The organism is Kitasatospora sp. NBC_01300, assembly GCF_041435235.1.
Classification (GTDB): Bacteria; Actinomycetota; Actinomycetes; order Streptomycetales; family Streptomycetaceae; genus Kitasatospora.
In genome coordinates this window covers 5,537,214-5,552,817 of record NZ_CP108408.1, presented here as the reverse complement: position 1 = coordinate 5,552,817, position 15,604 = coordinate 5,537,214, and the positions used below count along the sequence as shown (strand labels likewise).

Here is a 15,604-nt window from a genome sequence, read left to right as displayed (position 1 = left end):
CGGCCCCCGCCTCCGCCGCCCAGAGCGGCGGGGGCGCCCCCGGCCCCGCAGCAACCACCCCCGCCACCACGACCTCCCCGACCACGGCCACCACGGCCAAGAGCACCGAGACCGCCAAGACCGCCGGGGCCCCCCGCCCCGGCAAGCCCCGGGCCGGCCGCGGCCGCGCCTGGATGGCCGCCCTCCCCCTGCTCCTGTTCTTCCTGGTCGGCTTCGGCCTGCCCGCCGTCGCGATCGCCATCGGCGCGTTCACCACCTCGCCCGACGCCCCCGACGGCGGCGGCACCTTCACCACCGACAACCTCACCGGCTCGCTGCAGGGCGCCTACTGGACCGCCCTGTGGGGCAGCGTCAAGCTCTCCCTGCTGACCGCGCTGATCGCCGCCGTGGTCGGCCTGCCGCTGGCCCAGGCCGTGGCCACCTCCCGGTTCCGGGTGTTCCGCGAGGCGGTGCTCTCCGCCTCCGGCGTGCTCGCCAACTTCGGCGGCGTGCCGCTCGCCTTCATGTTCGTCGCCACCCTCGGCAACGCCGGCGAGGTCACCAAGAAGTTCGGCCTCACCAGCCACGGCTGGAACCTCTACACCTTCACCGGCCTCTCCGTGGTCTACCTGTACTTCCTGGTGCCGCTGATGGTCATCACCATCACCCCGGCCCTGGAGGGCCTGCGCACCCAGTGGCGCGAGGCCGCGTACAACAACGGCGCCACCGTCGTGCAGTACTGGCGGCACGTGGCCCTGCCGGTCCTGGTGCCCTCGCTGCTCGGCGGCTTCGTGCTGCTGTTCGGCGCCTCCTTCGCCGCGTACGCCACCGCCGAGGCCATGGTGGGCAGTTCGGTGCCGCTGATCTCGATGCAGATCGGCGACGCGCTGTCCGGCAACGTCCTGGTCGGCCAGGGCAACCTCGCCCTCGCCCTCGGCCTCGACATGATCGTGGTCGCCTGCCTGGTGATGGCCGTGTACCTGCCCCTTCAGCGCCGGAGTGCCAAGTGGCTCGCCTGATCAATCGCATCCGTTTCGGCCGCGGCCTCGTCCTGCTGCTCTGCGGCGTCTACTTCGCCGTACCGCTGGCCTCCTCGGTGATCTTCAGCGTCGACGACAACAAGGGCGGCACCACCTTCCGGGCCTACACCGAGCTGCTGAACGCGCCCGGCTTCCTGGACAGCCTGGTGCTGAGCCTGGAGCTGGCCGGCGTCACGGTGGCGGTGCTGCTGCTCCTGCTCGTCCCGGCGATGCTCGCCGCCCGGCTCGGTGCGCCGAAGCTGCGCCCGGTGATCGAGGTGATGTGCTCGATGCCGCTGGTCGTCCCCGTGGTCGCGCTCACCACCGGCATCATCGGCGTGCTGCGCTGGGGCCCGGACTACCTCCAGGACACCCCGCTGTTCCAGACCATCGTGGCCATCCAGGACCCGAAGTTCCCGATCGTCCTGGTCATCGCCTACGTGCTGATGGCGCTGCCGTTCGCCTACCGGGCGCTGGACGCCGGGCTGCGCGGCGTGGACGTCGCCACCCTGGTCGAGGCCGCCCGCAACTGCGGGGCCGGCTGGCTGCGCGCGGTGTTCACCGTCGTCCTGCCGAACCTGCGCAGCGCGCTGCTGAACGCGGCCGTCCTCACCGTCGCCCTGGTTCTCGGCGAGTTCACCACCGCCTCCATCCTCGGCTTCTCCCCCTTCTCGGTGTGGATCAACTCCAACGGCAAGAGCGACGGCCAGATGTCCGTCGCCGTCTCGATGCTCAGCCTGCTGATCGTCTGGCTCGTCCTGCTGCTGATGTCCGCCGCCGGCCGCGGCCGCAAGGGCGCGCGGGCCTGAGGCGCCCCGCGCTCCGGCCGCACGGTCCTGAACCACCCCACGCTTTCCAGGAGTTACCAGCCATGACCACGGTTTCCGCCCCCGTCACCGGTGTCGCGCTCGCCCCCGGCGGCGCCACCGTCGAGTTCCGCTCGCTGCGCCGCTCGTTCGGCGCCACCACCGCCCTCGACGGCCTGGACCTGACCGTCCACCCGGGCGAACTGCTCGCCCTGCTCGGCCCGTCCGGCTGCGGCAAGACCACCGCGCTGCGCATCCTGGCCGGCTTCGAGCAGCACGACTCCGGCGAGGTCCTGGTCGACGGGCAGGACATCACCGCGATCCCCGCCCACAAGCGCGACGCGGGCATGGTGTTCCAGTCGTACAGCCTCTTCCCGCACCTGACCGCGCTGGACAACGTCGCCTTCGGGCTGCGGATGCGCGGCGCCGGCAAGGCCGAGCGCCGCAAGCGCGCCCAGGAGCTGCTGGAGCTGGTCGGCCTGCCGCACCGCGCCGAGCACTACCCGCACCAGATGTCCGGCGGCCAGCAGCAGCGCATCGCGCTCGCCCGGGCGCTCGCCCTGCAGCCGCGCGTGCTGCTGCTCGACGAGCCGCTGTCCGCGCTGGACGCCAAGGTCCGCCTCCAGCTGCGCGAGGAGATCCGCCGGCTCCAGCAGGAACTGGGGATCACCACCCTGTTCGTCACCCACGACCAGGAGGAGGCGCTGTCGATGGCCGACCGGGTCGCGGTGCTGCGCGCGGGCCGGCTGGAGCAGTGCGCCACCCCGTCCGAGCTGTACGGCCGCCCGGCCACCGCGTTCGTCGCCGAGTTCGTCGGCACCATGAGCCGCATCCCGTGCACCCGCACGTCCGACGGCGTCGAGGTGCTCGGCCGCCGGCACGCGGTGGACGGCGACCTGCCCGCCGACGGCGAGCTCCAGGTGCTGGTCCGCCCGGAGAACGTCACCCTGACCCCGTCCGAGACCGGCCCCGCCCTGGTGATCACCGCGTCCTTCCTGGGCGCCGTCACCCGGCTCACCGTCCGCCTCGACGACGGCACCGAGGTCAAGGCCGACCTGCCGACCGAGGCCGCCGCCGCGCTGCCGGCCGGCTCGCGCGCCGAGCTCCTGCTGCCGGAGCGTCCGGTGCTGGTGGACCGCCGCACCGTCTGAGAGCCTCGAACCCCATCTGCGTAGCACCATCTGATGAACCACCGAAGGTACCGCCATGCCTGAAGCCCTGACGCCCGACTCCGCCCTGACGCCCGACTCCGCCGTGACACCCGGCCCTCTGGCCACCGGCGCCCCGACGCCCGAGGCCCCTCGCCCCGCCGCCGTCCTGTTCGACATGGACGGCACCCTGGTCGACACCGAGCAGCTCTGGTGGCAGGCCGCCGCCGAACTCGCCGACGAGCTCCACCACGCGCTCACCGACCAGGACGCCCTCGAAGTGCTCGGCCAGGCCGTCGAGCACACCGCCGCCCACCTGCACAAGGTCAGCGGCACCCCCCTCACCGAGGCCGAACTCGCCGCCCGGCTCGGCGAGTCCTTCGCCGCCAAGGTCGCCGCCGAGACCGTCCCGCGCCCCGGCGCGCTCGCCCTGCTGGCCTCCCTGCGGGACGCCCAGGTGCCCACCGCGCTGGTCTCCGCCTCCCCGCGCCGGGTCGTCGACCTGGTCCTCGCTACCATCGGCCGGGACTGGTTCGCCGTCACCCTGGCCGCCGAGGACACCCCGCGCACCAAGCCCGCACCGGACCCGTACCTCGCCGCCGCCGAACGGCTCGGCCTGGACCCGGCCACCTGCGTCGCCGTCGAGGACACCCCGACCGGAGTCGCCTCCGCCGCCGCGGCCGGCTGCGCCGTGCTCGCCGTACCGTCCACCGCGACGCCGATGCCCGACGGCGGCCGGATCACCCTGCTCGCCAGCCTCGAACAGGCCGACCTCGCCCTGCTGGGGAAGCTCGGCGCCGCCCGGGCCGTTTGACCGGCATGCCCTATCTCCTGCTCTCCCTCGCCATCCTGAGCGAGGTCTGCGCGACCAGCTGCCTCAAGCTCACCGAGGGGTTCACCCGCCTCTGGCCGAGCGTGGGGGTGGCGGTCGGCTACGTGCTGTCCTTCGTACTGCTCGGGCGCGCGCTCAAGCACATCCCGGTCTCGGTCGCCTACGCCGTCTGGTCCGGGGCCGGGACGGCGGCGGTCGCCGGAATAGGCGTGGTCGCCTTCGGTGAATCGCTGGGACGCCTCCAGTGGCTGGGGATCGCCCTGGTGATCGTCGGAGTCGTCGTGCTCAACCTCAAGAACAGCCACTGACGGGCCGTCCCCGGCCTTCGGTGCTGGTCAACTACCCTTTCGGAGCGGGAAGTCGGATGTGCCGACTGCCCGCTCCGAGCGGTTCGCTACCGTGGGCCCCATGAGCGACCCACGACCCCACCACTACCGCTTCGTCCACCGCGAGCTCGCCCGCCAGGTCCTCGAGTTCGGCCCGCGGCTGACCGTCCCGGACGCCGGCGGCAGCCTCCTGCCCGTCCTCACCGGCATCTGGGACAACCTCGGCCAGACCCTCCCGCCCGAGGACCGACTGCCCAGCCACGGCCTGGACTGCCGGCACCTGCGGGCCGACGGCCACCCCCTGCTGCTCGTCATCCTCCCCACCCCGACCGGCGCCACCGAGGCCCACTTCGTCGCCGCCGTCCACCCCCAGGGCACCAAGACCGTCCGCTACGTGACCCTGGAGCACGCGGTCAACCCCTTCGACGGCAGCCCCGGCACCGTCCTCGGCGAGTGGTCCTCCGAAGGCCACCTCAACCACGGCGAAGGCCCCTCCCCCGTCGCCGAACTGTTCGTCGCCGCGGTGGCGAAGCTCGTCACCCCGAAGAAGCGCGGCTTCTGGCGCCGCTGAGCCCGGCAGCGCGCGGCCGCCTCCCTGCCGCCTCCGACGGCGCCGCGTGCTGGCGCATCGTCAAGATCCCGCCACCGCACCGTGAAGCACCCGTTCACAACAGATCGCCCGCGCACCGACTGCGGCTATGCTCGGCCGGTCACGCCATCGACACATCGGGGGAGCAGTGGCCGACTTCACGGTCAGCACCGAGTTCCTCGCCAAGCTGGCCAAGGACCTCAAAGGCTGCGGCGACGAACTCGACCAGGGACTCAAGGCGCTCAAGGACGCGAGTCGCAGCGGACTGGGCTACGACTTCCTCGACGAGGCCTGCGGACACTTCCAGGGCACGTGGGAGTACGGGCTGAAGAAGGTCCGCGAGTGCGTCAAGATCCTCGACGAGGGCCTGGAGAAGGTGCAGCAGGGCTACGACAGCACCGAACAGGACACCACCAAGGCCCTCACCCCCCAGGGGCGCTCGTGACCGGCCCCGCGCCGGACTGGTCCGGCCTCGGCTTCGACCCGACCCCCGGCGACGCCGCCGCGGTCACCGGCCTCAGCGGAAGCCTGCGCCGGGTGGGCCAGCACCTGACCGACGTCCACACCACGCTCTCGCAGCTCTCCGCCGACCAGGGCCAGTGGACCGGCGAGGCCGCCAAGGCCTTCGCCGGCCAGTTCGGCAAGCTCCCCACGTACCTCCAGGACGCCGCCGACTCGATCACCGCCGCCTACCAGGCCCTCGACGTCTGGTACCAGGCACTGACCGAACACCAGCCCAAGGCCGCCGAGTTGGCCCGCGCCGCGGTCGCCGCCAAGCAGCAGCAGGAGCAGGCCGAACAGGCGCACACCGCCGCGGCCGCCGCCCCCGACCTCAAGCTCGCCGGCCGGACCTTCCCCGACGACGCCGCCCTCGCCGCCGCCGAACAGCGCTACACCAAGGCGAAGACCCACCTGGAAGCGGCCGCCGCACTCGTCAGCAGCGCCGCCACCGACCTCACCCAGCTGCAGAAGCAGGCCCACGAACTCGCCGGGGGCCACAAGTCCGACGCCCACAAGACCGCGGCCGCCATCCGCAAGGCCGCCGACAGCAAGGCGCCGCCGGAGCCCGGCTGGCTCAGCAAGGTCGGCAGCTGGTTCAGCAAGCACGGCGCGGACCTGTTGACGGTGGCCTCGGGCATCTGCGGCGTCGCGGCCATCTTCTGCCCCGCGTTCGCGCTGCCCGCCATCCTGCTGAGCGTCGGCGCAGCCGGATGGCACGCGAAGCAGTACGGCGTCAAAGGACTGATGCCGACCAGCATGGCGAACCTCGGCAACGACCTCACCCTCGCCGGTGATCTCCTCGGGGCGCTCCCCGGAGGAGCACTCATCAAGGGCGGAGTCACCGCGTTCCGGGGCGCCCGTGCGACCGGAACCGGGGTCAAGGCCGTGAGCGCCGGCGCCACCGAGATCCGCACCGCCGCCAGGGCGATGGACCCGGCCAGCCCGGTCTTCACGACGGCCATCGAGAAGCCCGCCATCAAACTCGGGCTCTCCAAGGCCGCTGCGATGAACGTCTCCGACGGCGTGCAGGCAGCCAGTGGCGTCGCGCTGACGGCCCCCACCGCCTGGGGCCTCACCCAGGACAACCCGAGCCCGGGGCTGAGCGCCGCGGTGAACTACACCACGGGAGGCGGCACCGCGCTCAATGGTGCCGGAGCCGCCATCGGCGGCAGCGGCAAGAGCCGGATCGCACCCGGGCTGCTCGGTGCCGGCAGTGCGGTCGTCACCGGTGTGTGGGGAGTCGGCCATGACTGACACGACCGCCCCGTCGTTCTGGCTCTCCCTGCCCGAAGGGTTCACGAGCATCGACCTGTCCGAGGATCCGGGCGACCGCATGAGTCGGATCGTGGACGGACTCGACGCGCTCACCGATGCCGGTCCGGGACAGAAGCTCGGCATCGCCATCTCCGCCGAACTCGCCCTCCAGGCGCAGCTGCGCGAGGGTGCGGTCCACGTCTCCAACTGCCTGGTGCAGACCGAGGAAGGCGCAATCGTCCAGGGCATGTTGAGCCTGTTCCTCCGCGAGCAGGAGCGAGGCGTCCCGGGCACCTACCCCCAGCGCGCCGCCGAGGAGCTCGCGGCCGCCTGGCCGGACGCCGACGTCGACGTCCTCGACTTCCCGCTCGGCCGTGCCACCGTGACCGTCCGCGACCTGGCCGTGCCCCTGTCCGGAGCGGTCTACGGCCTGCCGGGATCGGGCGTCGTCACCGTCCGCCTGCTGGAAGCCCTGTTCCCGCATCCGTGGCGCCCTCACGTGCTGGCCGTCGTCTTCACCACCCAGCACCTGGACTACTGGGACGGGTGGTCGGTCCTGGTAGGCGCCGCCATCAGCGGGATCTCTTTCCACCCTCCGCTCGAAGAAGCACAGAACGCCCTGTCGCCGGAGCGGCGGGACAACATCCGAAAGGCCTTCGGGTGACACTCGCCCAGCCCGCCCCGGAGGCGGGGAGCAAGCCGCACTGGCTCCGCCGCGGTGCCGTCCTGGTCGCCGTCCTGACCTGTCTGTCCGTCGGCATCGTCCTCGCGTTCGTTTACGTCGGCACCCTCCTGGCATTCGGCTTAGGTGCGCTCTACATGGTCGCGACGGGCGTCGGACTCGCGAAGCTGAGAGGACCGGGGAACGACCCCGGTGGCGATGACGTCAGCGCCGGGCTGGTCCTCGTCTTCTTCGCCGTCCTCATCGCCACCGGTGCGGGCGCCGACGCCTGGCACAACCAGCTGCTGAGTTCGGGGCGGGACGTCAAGGCGATGGTCATCGCCGAGCACATCGACAAGTCGATCCGCGGCACGAAGCGGACCTACGACCTCTCCACGCAGGGCGAGGAGGTCCCCGGCGGGTCCCTGAAACCGGACAGTCGACGTTTCAGCCCCGGCGACTACGCCACCGTCCGGATGGACCCGACCGGCCGGGTCGCCCCCAAGCTGCCCGGGGAGGCCGACTCCCCGGCCTCCCTGTGGAGCGCGATCGGAATCAACGCAGGCATCGCCCTGTTCCTGCTGTGGTTCGCCTACGACAGCAGCAAGCCGCCCAGGGAGCCACGCCCGGCCGGACCGTGGCGCGAGCGCATGCGCCGACTCGACGGGCTGCCGCTCACCGCGGCGGCGACGGCGGTCTCAGTGCCCTGGCTCCTGTGCTTCCTGCTCGTCCAGAGCCGTCTCGGCCTGGCCCTGATGGTCGCGATCCCCTATCCCCTTGCCGGGTTGGCGGCCTTCGGCGCGCTCGTCCGCGACGAGGACCGGAAACAACCCCAGGGCCTGGTCCTCCTCGCGGTCGGTCTCGTCTTCACCGCGCTCGCCCTGTTCCTCTGACCGACCACCCGGCACGCCGCCGACTCAGCGGCACGCCGACCTCATCGTCCTCTCCTGGGACCTCGCTTCGACCGAACTGGCTGGCGAGGTCCCCGGCCGACGCGAGGCCGATCCGACCGGCCCGCCACGGCGTGACGCCCGTCACACCAGCGCTCGGCAACCCTGCCGCTCCGAACGGGCATCTCACTCCTCACTGCTCATGACACACGGACAGTACGGGGGGAACACCATGGCAGATGACGGAGCGAAAGCCGGCGGCCCGGAGTTCAAGATCCGGCCGGGGGACCTGAAGGCGGCCGCGCCGACCTTCCAGGCCCAGAGCAAGGCCCTCAAGGACGCCCTCGACACGCTCAGGCACAGCCTCGCCGCCGCCGGCAGCCCGTGGGGCGACGACAAGCAGGGCAAGGAGTTCGCCCAGGCCTACAACGGCCCGCACGACCACGTGCTCTCCGCGCTGGACACCCTGGTCAAAGGCCTCACCAGCATCCACGACGGGCTGAACGCCCACGCCGACAACCACACCGACGCCGACAACCACGTCCGCAAGGACCTGACGCCGTGATCGGCCGCCCGCCGCGGAGGGAGCCGGCGCGTGGGTGAGTCCGCGGCCGAGAAGATCGTCCGCAAGGTCACCGGCCTGTGGTGGCCCGACGCCGACCCGGACCAGCTCCGCACGGTCGCCGCCGCCTGGGACACGATGGCCACCGCCATCGACAACGTCACCGCGCCCACCCACCAGGCCGCCGCCGCCATCGTCGCCAACAACCACGGCCCCGCCATCGACGCCTTCGGCAAGTTCTGGGGCCAGTACTACGGAGGCAACGGCAAGGGCTGGCTCCCCGATGTCGCCGCCGCCTGCCGCAACCTCGCCAAGGCCCTGCGCGCCTTCGCCGACGAGGTCGACAAGGCCCTCAAGAAGCTCGAGGAGGAGGCCGCGATCGTCGGCGCGACCCTGGTCGCCGGCACCGCCCTCGCCATCTTCACCGCCGGCATCTCCGAAGCCGCCGCCGGCACCGCCGCCGCGGGCATCATCGCCACCGCCGCGGGCCTCGGCGTCGCCGTCTCCGAAGCCATCGCCACCATCGCCGCCACCATCCTCACCGGCGTCGTCTTCGGCGCCGTCGAGGCCATCGCCGTCGACCTCGCCGTCGCCCAGCCGATCCGCGTCGAGTTCTTCGACGACGGCGGCTACAGCCTCCAGGAGGCCGCCGACTCCGCCGAGACCGGCGGCGTGATGGGCGGCGCCGGAGGCGGCCTCGGCGCCGGAGGCCGCGTCGCCGCCAACGCCGCCGAGGGCACCGAGAACGCCTCCGTCGCCCTCGCCGGCCTCGCCAAGGCCGCGGGCGCCGCCGACACCCTCCCCGGCCGCATGCTCACCGGCGCCGGCCTCGCCTACGGCTACGACGCCACCTTCAAAACCGGCCCGGTCATGCCCCTCGACCTCATCCTCGGCGCCATCGGCAGCGCGGCAGCTCCCGGGAGCAGCACTCCGAAGCGCCGCCCCGGTTTCACCGGGGCCGACGCGAACGGCTGGGAGGGCGGACTCGGCGCCCGCCCGGAGCCCTGGCTCTCCGAGTCGGGAACCCCGTACGCGATCGACCCGACCGGCACACCGAACAAGAGGGCCGTGCAGCGCTACGAGGACTACCGCACCAGGACGGACGATGTGATCGAGGTCGCCAAGGAAACCGGTGTCGATCCGCGGATCGTCCAGGTCGCCAAGGACAACCTCATGGTCAACCGGCATGACGTCCCGGTGGGACCGGGCGCACACAACGTCCTGAAGAACGTCCATTTCGAACCGGACCCGGCGGTCTCCACACCCTGGAACGCCGCCGTCAACGGATTCATAAAACCGGGCAGCATTCCACCGCTGCGCGGAACGCTCGCCCACGAGTATGTCGAGGCCAAGCTCCTCGAAGCCGGTCTCCCCTATCTTTCCAGCCATCCGGACGCGTGGAATTCGGAGGGCGCGCCAATTGTCCACCCCGATCATTTCGGCGCACACAATCTGGCACCACGGAGCTATCACGAGGGAGAGGTGTCGGCGGACGGATCACTCGACCACTGGAAGCTCTACGGACTCAAGGTGCCCACCGGGGCCGTCGCCGAAGACCTCTCGAACCTTGATATCGTAGTCGATGCCGTTAAATCCCAACTCCGCGAGAAAGGTTATGATCTCAAGTGAGCACGGAAAATGTTCAGTTGATGGTCGACCGCCTCAAAGCCGTCCAGTGGACGGCCTATCGGGAGGGGGAGCGGAGGGCCTTTTCTCGCGCGGCGCTCATGAAGGAGTACTTCCGACGGGCCGCGCTCTGGCTCGACGCCTACGGGGAAACCGACGAATGGCCTTTCTTCGATCTCGCGGCGATTGTGGCGCCGGCCGTGCGGGCCGACCCGGCGGTGGTCTCCGACATCGAGGATTTCGTGGAGGAGGCCTCCGGCTCGTGGCACGCGATCGAGTGCTCGGCGGCCGCCGTCCAGTGGGCCGCCCTGGGTGACGCCCCCGGGCCGGTGCTGCGTCCGCTGCCCGATCCCTTCGAGCCCCTGATCCGGGTCTACGAGCGCGGCGGCGCCGGTTTCTCGTTCGCCAACGGCTTCCTCGACTTCGGCATGCTGATGGTGAAGCGCGGCAACTGGCGCGCCCACCTGTCGCCGGAGCCCGTCGTCGAACTCGACGACGGCGTCCTCGACGACCTGGATGCGCAGTCCTGGGCCGAGTTCCGAGCGCTGGCGGCCCGCAGCGGACACCCGGTGGACAACAGCTGAGCAATAGCTCGCGGCCCTGCACCCTGCCTGACGAAGGCCCACGCCTGCCTCTTCCTCGGCGCCGAGGAAGTCCCCCTCCCGCCCGACCGGCCCCCGTGTCCGGGGGCGAGGGGACGCGTCGTACTCTTCCAGCCCGATCGGACGCACGCGGGGAGAGCCATGGGGACGACCAGGGACCGCAGCCGGGCCACCGCGCTGAGCACTGTCCTGATCCTGGGCGTCCCCGTGGGGACGTTCGGGCTGGTGCTCGCGGGCACCTACCTCGGCGGGGCCGTCGCGTCGCTGCTCGGTCTGGTGCTGGTGGTGGCCTGGGTGGTGGGTCTGGTGCGGCTGCTGGGGCGGTGGGTGGGCTGTTGGGTGGCGCTGTTCGCCGTTGTCCTCGCGGGCCTGGCGACGGGGGCCGCGGCCATGGCGCGGGACGACGTGATCCTGCGGCTGTCCGGCGAGACGGTGACGGCCCGGGTCACCGGGGAGACGGACCGCCTCGCCGGGAAGCACCCGTCCTCGATGTACGACCTCGCGGCCGAGGACGGCACCGCGTTGCCCGGCGGCGAGTTGTCGACGGGGTTGCGCGCGCTCGCGGTCGGTGACCGGGTGACGGTCCGTTTCGATCCGGCCGGCCGCGCCGACCCGCAGCGCCCGGAGGACATCAGCCTTCCCCGGGATCTCGAGCTCGCCGTCGGGCTGACGGCCGCCCTGATGCTCGCCATCGCCTGGCTGGGCCGCGAGTCGGCCCGGCAGCGGGGCGGCGGAGCGGCCGGGCCGGTGTCCTGATCTGGCCCCGGTGAGCAGGAAGTCGGCCGGGCCGACTTCCTGCTCCCGGAGGGATCGATCAGCCCAGCAGGGCGGGCAGTTCCGCGACCGAGCCGAGCACGTGCGTCGCCCCGTCGGCGCGCAGCCGGGCTTCGTCGTGGGCGCCGGTGAGCACGCCGGCGACGACGGACGCTCCGGCCCGTACGCCGGTCAGCATGTCGTAGCCGGTGTCGCCGGCGACGGCGATCTGCCGCACCGACTCGACTCCGGTCCACAGCAGCGCGGTGAGCGCGAGGTCCGGGTAGGGGCGGCCGCGGCCGGCCTCGGCGGGGCTGAGGGTGAGGTCGGCGACGGACTGCCAGCCGAGGGCGGTGAGGATGCGGTCCTGGGTGGCCCGGGAGAAGCCGGTGGTGAGGGCGACCTTCCGGCCCTGGCCGCGCAGTTCGGCGATGGCTTCGGCGGCGCCGGGCAGGGCGGCGCAGTGCCCGGCGTCGACGAGGTCGTGGTAGGCGGCCTCGAAGGCGGTGTTGGCCCGCTGGGCCTTGTCCTCGTCCCCGAAGAGGTGCCGGAAGACGGAGATCTTGGATTCGCCCATGGTGGCGCGGACGTGTTCCAGCATGGGGCCGAAGCCCGGGCTGCCGGCCTCGACGCCGAGCGTCCGGGCGGCGGCGGTGAAGGCCTGTTCGACGAGGCCGTCGTCGGCCACGGTGGTGCCGGCCATGTCGAGGACGACCAGGCGGATATCAAAGGACATGTCAACTACCCTTACAGGTTTGCGAGTTCGGCGGTGGTTTCGGCGATGGCCGGGGAGCAGGTCATGCCGCGGCCGCCGGGGCCGGTGACGAGCCAGACGCCGTCGCGGAGTCGTTCGCGGTGGACGACCCGGGTGGTGTCGACGCACTGCGCGTACACCCCGGCCCAGCGGCGGCGGACGCGCGGCAGGGGGCGGCCGAGCAGGTCCTCGGCCACGGCGACCAGGTGGTCGTACGGGTCCTCGACGACGTCGAAGCCGAACGGCTGGTCGTACTCGTGGGTGTCGCCGATGGTGAGGCCGCCGTCGCGCCGCTGGACCATGAGCAGCTGCATCTTGTGTTCGGCGGCGACGTCGGGCTGCGGCTGGGTGTCGCGGAGGCGGTCCAGGGCGGTGCCGGCGAAGGCCGGGTAGTAGCGGAAGCTGTCGCCGTCGGCGACGGAGGTGGTGAGGGTCTCGCCGAGCGGGTCGGTCTGCATCATCTGCAGCCGGACCCTGCGTACGGGCAGCGAGGGGGCGAGTTCGCGGACGAGGCCGCCGAGCCAGGCGCCGGTGCAGAGGATGACGAGGTCACCGGTGTGGATGTCGCCGTGGTCGTCGCGGACGGCGTTCTCGCCGATCACGTCGCGGACCTCGCGGCCGGGCAGGAAGGTGTAGCGGCCGGTGGCCTGGAGGGCGGCGCGCAGCGCGGGCTGGGCGGTGCGGGGTTCGACGGCGGCGTCGCGCTCGCACCACAGGGCGCCGAGGAGTTCGCCGCGCAGGGCGGGGTTGGCGGCCCTGGTCTGGTCGGCGTCGAGCAGCCGGTAGCCGCGGGCGGCGGCGTCGGGCAGGGTGAGTGCCTGTTCGGCGACGGCGAGTTCGGCCTGGGTGCGGATCGCGGTGAGCGATCCGTTGGCGCGGAAGCCGAGGTCGGGGACCCGGGCGCCGATGCCTTCCCACAGTTCGCGGGCGCGCAGCGCGGTGTCCAGTTCCTCGCCCTGCGCGCGGCCGCTGACCCAGACCAGGCCGAAGTTGCGCACCGAGGCGCCGCGCGCCTCGGTCTCGCGCTCCAGGTGGACGACCTCGTGGCCGCGTTCGACGGCCTGCCAGGCGTGCATGGTGCCGAGCACGCCTGCTCCTACGACGATGACTCTCATGCGGCCAGGCTGGTGCGCCCAGGTGTCCTGGGGGCGTCCCGGCAGCGTCCCGCAGATGAATCACCCGAAAAGTTGTACAGACAACCCTGGGGACCGGACAGGGCCTACGGCCGCAGCACCCGCGCCCGCAGGTAGTTGCGCCGCCCGAAGTTCGGCTCGTCCACCGCCGTCAGCTCCTCCACCTGGAACCGGTACAGCGCCGCCGCCCCGCCCCCGGTGAGGAACTGCCGCCGCACCTGCTCGTCCTGTGCGAAGGACGGGTACCGCCCCTGGTAGGCGGCCAGCGCCGCCTCGGCCTGCCGCCCCCAGGCCTCGCTCGCGCCGCCGGCCAGTTGCAGGCCGCGCAGCTGCTCGCCGAAGACCGGCGGCGGCAGGAAAACGGTGGCGGCGGCCCGGGCCTCCTCGGCGAGGTGGTGGCTGTGCCGGGTGGAGCGCTCGCTGACGAAGTACAGGACGAGGTCGTCGTCGTACGCGAAGAAGGCCAGGTTGGCGTGCGGGCCGTGCTCGTGGCCGGCGGTGGCGAGGGTGAGCACCATGGCCTCGGCGAGCAGGCCCTCGACGCCCTTGTGCGGCGACTCGCCCGGCCAGTCCCCCTGCGTGATGTCGAGTCGGTACGGCATTGGCACTCCCTCCGCTGGCACGCCCGGCGCTCCCGCGCCCCGGCACGACTGAGCCGGGCGGGTTCCCCGCGAAGGGGCCCCACGCCCGGCTCACATGCTCTACCCGCCACCCCGGCCAGACAAGGGTCGGACGGGCTACGGGGAGGCTACGGAATCAGCGCTGTCGGGTCTCGCCGCCAGTGCCGCCGACACCCGCCAACAGTGCCGTCGGCACCCGCCGTTCAGTGCTGCCGCGTCCCGTACGCGGCGTGGCGGCCGGCCGTCACCGGCACCGCGCCCGGGCCGAGCAGCGGGCGCAGCGCTCCCGTCCGCATCCGGTCCACCAGCGGCCCGCAGCGGCCGGCGAGCGGCGCCAGCACCACCGCGACCAGGAGGCCGACCAGCGCGCCGACGGCCACGTCGTGCGGGTAGTGCACGCCGACCCAGACCCGGGAGGCGCCCATCAGCACCGCGAAGATCCCGGCGATCCAGCCGAGCCGCCGGTCGGCGAACCAGAGTGCGGTGGCGGCGGCGAAGGCGATCACGGTGTGGTTGCTGGGGAAGGACCAGTCACCGGCGCCGGGGCAGGTCTCCAGCGAGACGCTGCCGGGGATCTGGGCGCACGGCCGGACTTCTTCGACCATGCCCTTGAGCACCGAGTTGACGCCGTACGCGACGACGACGATCACCGGCGAGGCGAGCACCTTGGCCATCACGGCCGAGTCGGCGCCGCGCGCCCGCCACCAGGCGTAGAGCATGAAGACCGCGAACAGGCCGAGGCCGAGCGCCGACCAGACCTTGATCAGCTCGTCGAGCCAGTGCGGGGCGGCTTGCGCCCACCCGTTCACCCGGGTGTAGAGGCTGCCGTCGATGCCGCTGCCGTCGTAGACGGCGAGAGCCCGGGAAGACGTCACTTGTCACCTCCGTGACGGTGCGCCTTACGGGCGCGGAACAGTTCGAGAACAATGGGGAGCACGGAGACAACTACTACCAGACCGATGATCGGGAGCAGATATCTGTCGATGCTGGGGATCGACGATCCGAGCCCGTACCCGGCGAGCACGACGCCGACGGTCCAGACGGCGCCGCCGGTCACCTGCCAGAACGTGAACGAGCGGGCCGGCACTTCGAGCACGCCGCAGAGCGGGTTCAGCACCGTTCGGACCACCGGGATGAAGCGGGCGAGCACGATCGCCTTGCCGTGGCCGTACTTGCCCAGCAGTTCCTCGGCCCGCTCGACGCCCTCCAGCAGGCTCTTGCGCTCGGTGCGGCGCAGCAGCGCGCGGCCGCCGCGCTTGCCGATCAGGTAGCCGACCTGGGCGCCTGCCAGCGCGCCGACCAGGGCGGCGGGCAGCACCTGGTAGAGCTCCAGCTGCGGGCCCCTGGTGGCGCCGGGCACGCACAGCAGCCCCGCGGTGAACAGCAGCGAGTCTCCGGGCAGGAAGAAGCCCACCAGCAGGCCGGTCTCGGCGAAGAGCACGACGGCGATGCCGAGTGCGCCGAAGGCGGCGAGCAGCGAGGACGCGTCCAGCGGGTTCACCGCGAGGTGAGCGGCCGGATCGGCGAGGAACTGAAGCAAGGCTGGCGG

At 72.2% G+C, this 15,604-nt stretch carries 19 protein-coding genes; 14 read left to right on the top strand and 5 right to left on the bottom strand.

All coding sequences use genetic code 11. The features are described 5' to 3' along the window. The first annotated feature begins 173 nt into the window (after positions 1-173). From OG556_RS24665 to OG556_RS24600, 14 genes are all read left to right on the top strand, one after another. Positions 174-998, top strand: coding sequence for an ABC transporter permease subunit (locus OG556_RS24665; RefSeq protein WP_350880479.1), 825 nt, complete (start codon positions 174-176; stop codon positions 996-998). Then, complete coding sequence (locus OG556_RS24660) at positions 998-1,807, top strand: ABC transporter permease (protein ID WP_371522864.1); 810 nt, start codon at positions 998-1,000, stop codon at positions 1,805-1,807. The genes OG556_RS24665 and OG556_RS24660 overlap by 1 nt, the downstream gene beginning before the upstream one ends. A gap of 62 nt (positions 1,808-1,869) precedes the next feature. Further along, complete coding sequence (locus OG556_RS24655) at positions 1,870-2,955, top strand: ABC transporter ATP-binding protein (protein ID WP_371519354.1); 1,086 nt, start codon at positions 1,870-1,872, stop codon at positions 2,953-2,955. Between the two features lie 55 nt (positions 2,956-3,010). After that, complete coding sequence (locus tag OG556_RS24650) at positions 3,011-3,766, top strand: HAD family hydrolase (protein WP_371519352.1); 756 nt, start codon at positions 3,011-3,013, stop codon at positions 3,764-3,766. A gap of 5 nt (positions 3,767-3,771) precedes the next feature. Further along, positions 3,772-4,092 (top strand): multidrug efflux SMR transporter, encoded by a 321-nt coding sequence (locus OG556_RS24645; RefSeq protein ID WP_363618628.1) that lies wholly within the window; start codon positions 3,772-3,774, stop codon positions 4,090-4,092. A gap of 100 nt (positions 4,093-4,192) precedes the next feature. Continuing rightward, positions 4,193-4,681, top strand: a complete 489-nt coding sequence (locus tag OG556_RS24640; RefSeq protein WP_371519350.1) for a hypothetical protein — start codon at positions 4,193-4,195, stop codon at positions 4,679-4,681. A gap of 166 nt (positions 4,682-4,847) precedes the next feature. After that, a complete protein-coding gene (locus OG556_RS24635; protein ID WP_371519348.1) occupies positions 4,848-5,144 on the top strand; it encodes a hypothetical protein in 297 nt (98 codons plus the stop codon). After that, entirely contained in the window at positions 5,141-6,454 is a 1,314-nt protein-coding gene (locus OG556_RS24630; protein ID WP_371519346.1) for a putative T7SS-secreted protein, read from the top strand. The genes OG556_RS24635 and OG556_RS24630 overlap by 4 nt, the downstream gene beginning before the upstream one ends. Further along, entirely contained in the window at positions 6,447-7,118 is a 672-nt protein-coding gene (locus OG556_RS24625) for a hypothetical protein (RefSeq protein ID WP_371519344.1), read from the top strand. Before OG556_RS24630 ends, OG556_RS24625 begins: the two co-directional genes overlap by 8 nt. Continuing rightward, on the top strand, positions 7,115-8,008 hold the full coding sequence (locus OG556_RS24620) for a hypothetical protein (RefSeq protein ID WP_371519342.1): 894 nt from the start codon (positions 7,115-7,117) through the stop codon (positions 8,006-8,008). Before OG556_RS24625 ends, OG556_RS24620 begins: the two co-directional genes overlap by 4 nt. Before the next feature lie 229 nt (positions 8,009-8,237). Then, positions 8,238-8,570 carry a WXG100 family type VII secretion target gene (locus OG556_RS24615; protein WP_371519340.1) on the top strand — a complete coding sequence of 111 codons (333 nt, stop codon included), beginning with the start codon at positions 8,238-8,240 and terminating at the stop codon, positions 8,568-8,570. Between the two features lie 30 nt (positions 8,571-8,600). Beyond that, on the top strand, positions 8,601-10,196 hold the full coding sequence (locus OG556_RS24610; RefSeq protein WP_371519338.1) for a hypothetical protein: 1,596 nt from the start codon (positions 8,601-8,603) through the stop codon (positions 10,194-10,196). 20 nt (positions 10,197-10,216) lie between these two features. Next, the gene (locus tag OG556_RS24605) at positions 10,217-10,777 is read left to right on the top strand and encodes a hypothetical protein (RefSeq protein WP_371519336.1); all 561 of its coding nucleotides are present in this window, start codon (positions 10,217-10,219) and stop codon (positions 10,775-10,777) included. 159 nt (positions 10,778-10,936) lie between these two features. Continuing rightward, the gene (locus tag OG556_RS24600) at positions 10,937-11,551 is read left to right on the top strand and encodes a hypothetical protein (RefSeq protein WP_371519334.1); all 615 of its coding nucleotides are present in this window, start codon (positions 10,937-10,939) and stop codon (positions 11,549-11,551) included. 58 nt (positions 11,552-11,609) lie between these two features. On the opposite strand, the gene OG556_RS24595 is transcribed toward OG556_RS24600, so the two are convergent. The 5 genes from OG556_RS24595 to OG556_RS24575 form a co-directional block, all read right to left on the bottom strand. Beyond that, a complete protein-coding gene (locus tag OG556_RS24595) occupies positions 11,610-12,284 on the bottom strand; it encodes a phosphonatase-like hydrolase (RefSeq protein ID WP_371519332.1) in 675 nt (224 codons plus the stop codon). 11 nt (positions 12,285-12,295) lie between these two features. Continuing rightward, positions 12,296-13,417 (bottom strand): TIGR03364 family FAD-dependent oxidoreductase, encoded by a 1,122-nt coding sequence (locus OG556_RS24590; protein WP_363580509.1) that lies wholly within the window; start codon positions 13,415-13,417, stop codon positions 12,296-12,298. A gap of 104 nt (positions 13,418-13,521) precedes the next feature. Beyond that, entirely contained in the window at positions 13,522-14,037 is a 516-nt protein-coding gene (locus OG556_RS24585) for a pyridoxamine 5'-phosphate oxidase family protein (protein ID WP_350880400.1), read from the bottom strand. Positions 14,038-14,258: 221 nt separating this feature from the next. Next, a complete protein-coding gene (locus OG556_RS24580) occupies positions 14,259-14,930 on the bottom strand; it encodes a phosphatase PAP2 family protein (protein WP_371519329.1) in 672 nt (223 codons plus the stop codon). Next, a complete protein-coding gene (locus OG556_RS24575; protein WP_363580503.1) occupies positions 14,927-15,595 on the bottom strand; it encodes a DedA family protein in 669 nt (222 codons plus the stop codon). Before OG556_RS24575 ends, OG556_RS24580 begins: the two co-directional genes overlap by 4 nt. Between the last annotated feature and the right edge of the window lie 9 nt (positions 15,596-15,604).

Coding starts and splice junctions, on each gene's coding strand:
- OG556_RS24640 (WP_371519350.1), top strand. CDS start 4,193: ATGAGCGACCCACGACCCCACCACTACCGCTTCGTCCACCGCGAGCTC.
- OG556_RS24665 (WP_350880479.1), top strand. CDS start 174: ATGGCCGCCCTCCCCCTGCTCCTGTTCTTCCTGGTCGGCTTCGGCCTG.
- OG556_RS24590 (WP_363580509.1), bottom strand. CDS start 13,417: ATGAGAGTCATCGTCGTAGGAGCAGGCGTGCTCGGCACCATGCACGCC.
- OG556_RS24650 (WP_371519352.1), top strand. CDS start 3,011: ATGCCTGAAGCCCTGACGCCCGACTCCGCCCTGACGCCCGACTCCGCC.
- OG556_RS24655 (WP_371519354.1), top strand. CDS start 1,870: ATGACCACGGTTTCCGCCCCCGTCACCGGTGTCGCGCTCGCCCCCGGC.
- OG556_RS24585 (WP_350880400.1), bottom strand. CDS start 14,037: ATGCCGTACCGACTCGACATCACGCAGGGGGACTGGCCGGGCGAGTCG.
- OG556_RS24600 (WP_371519334.1), top strand. CDS start 10,937: ATGGGGACGACCAGGGACCGCAGCCGGGCCACCGCGCTGAGCACTGTC.
- OG556_RS24625 (WP_371519344.1), top strand. CDS start 6,447: ATGACTGACACGACCGCCCCGTCGTTCTGGCTCTCCCTGCCCGAAGGG.
- OG556_RS24605 (WP_371519336.1), top strand. CDS start 10,217: ATGGTCGACCGCCTCAAAGCCGTCCAGTGGACGGCCTATCGGGAGGGG.
- OG556_RS24595 (WP_371519332.1), bottom strand. CDS start 12,284: ATGTCCTTTGATATCCGCCTGGTCGTCCTCGACATGGCCGGCACCACC.
- OG556_RS24615 (WP_371519340.1), top strand. CDS start 8,238: ATGGCAGATGACGGAGCGAAAGCCGGCGGCCCGGAGTTCAAGATCCGG.
- OG556_RS24645 (WP_363618628.1), top strand. CDS start 3,772: ATGCCCTATCTCCTGCTCTCCCTCGCCATCCTGAGCGAGGTCTGCGCG.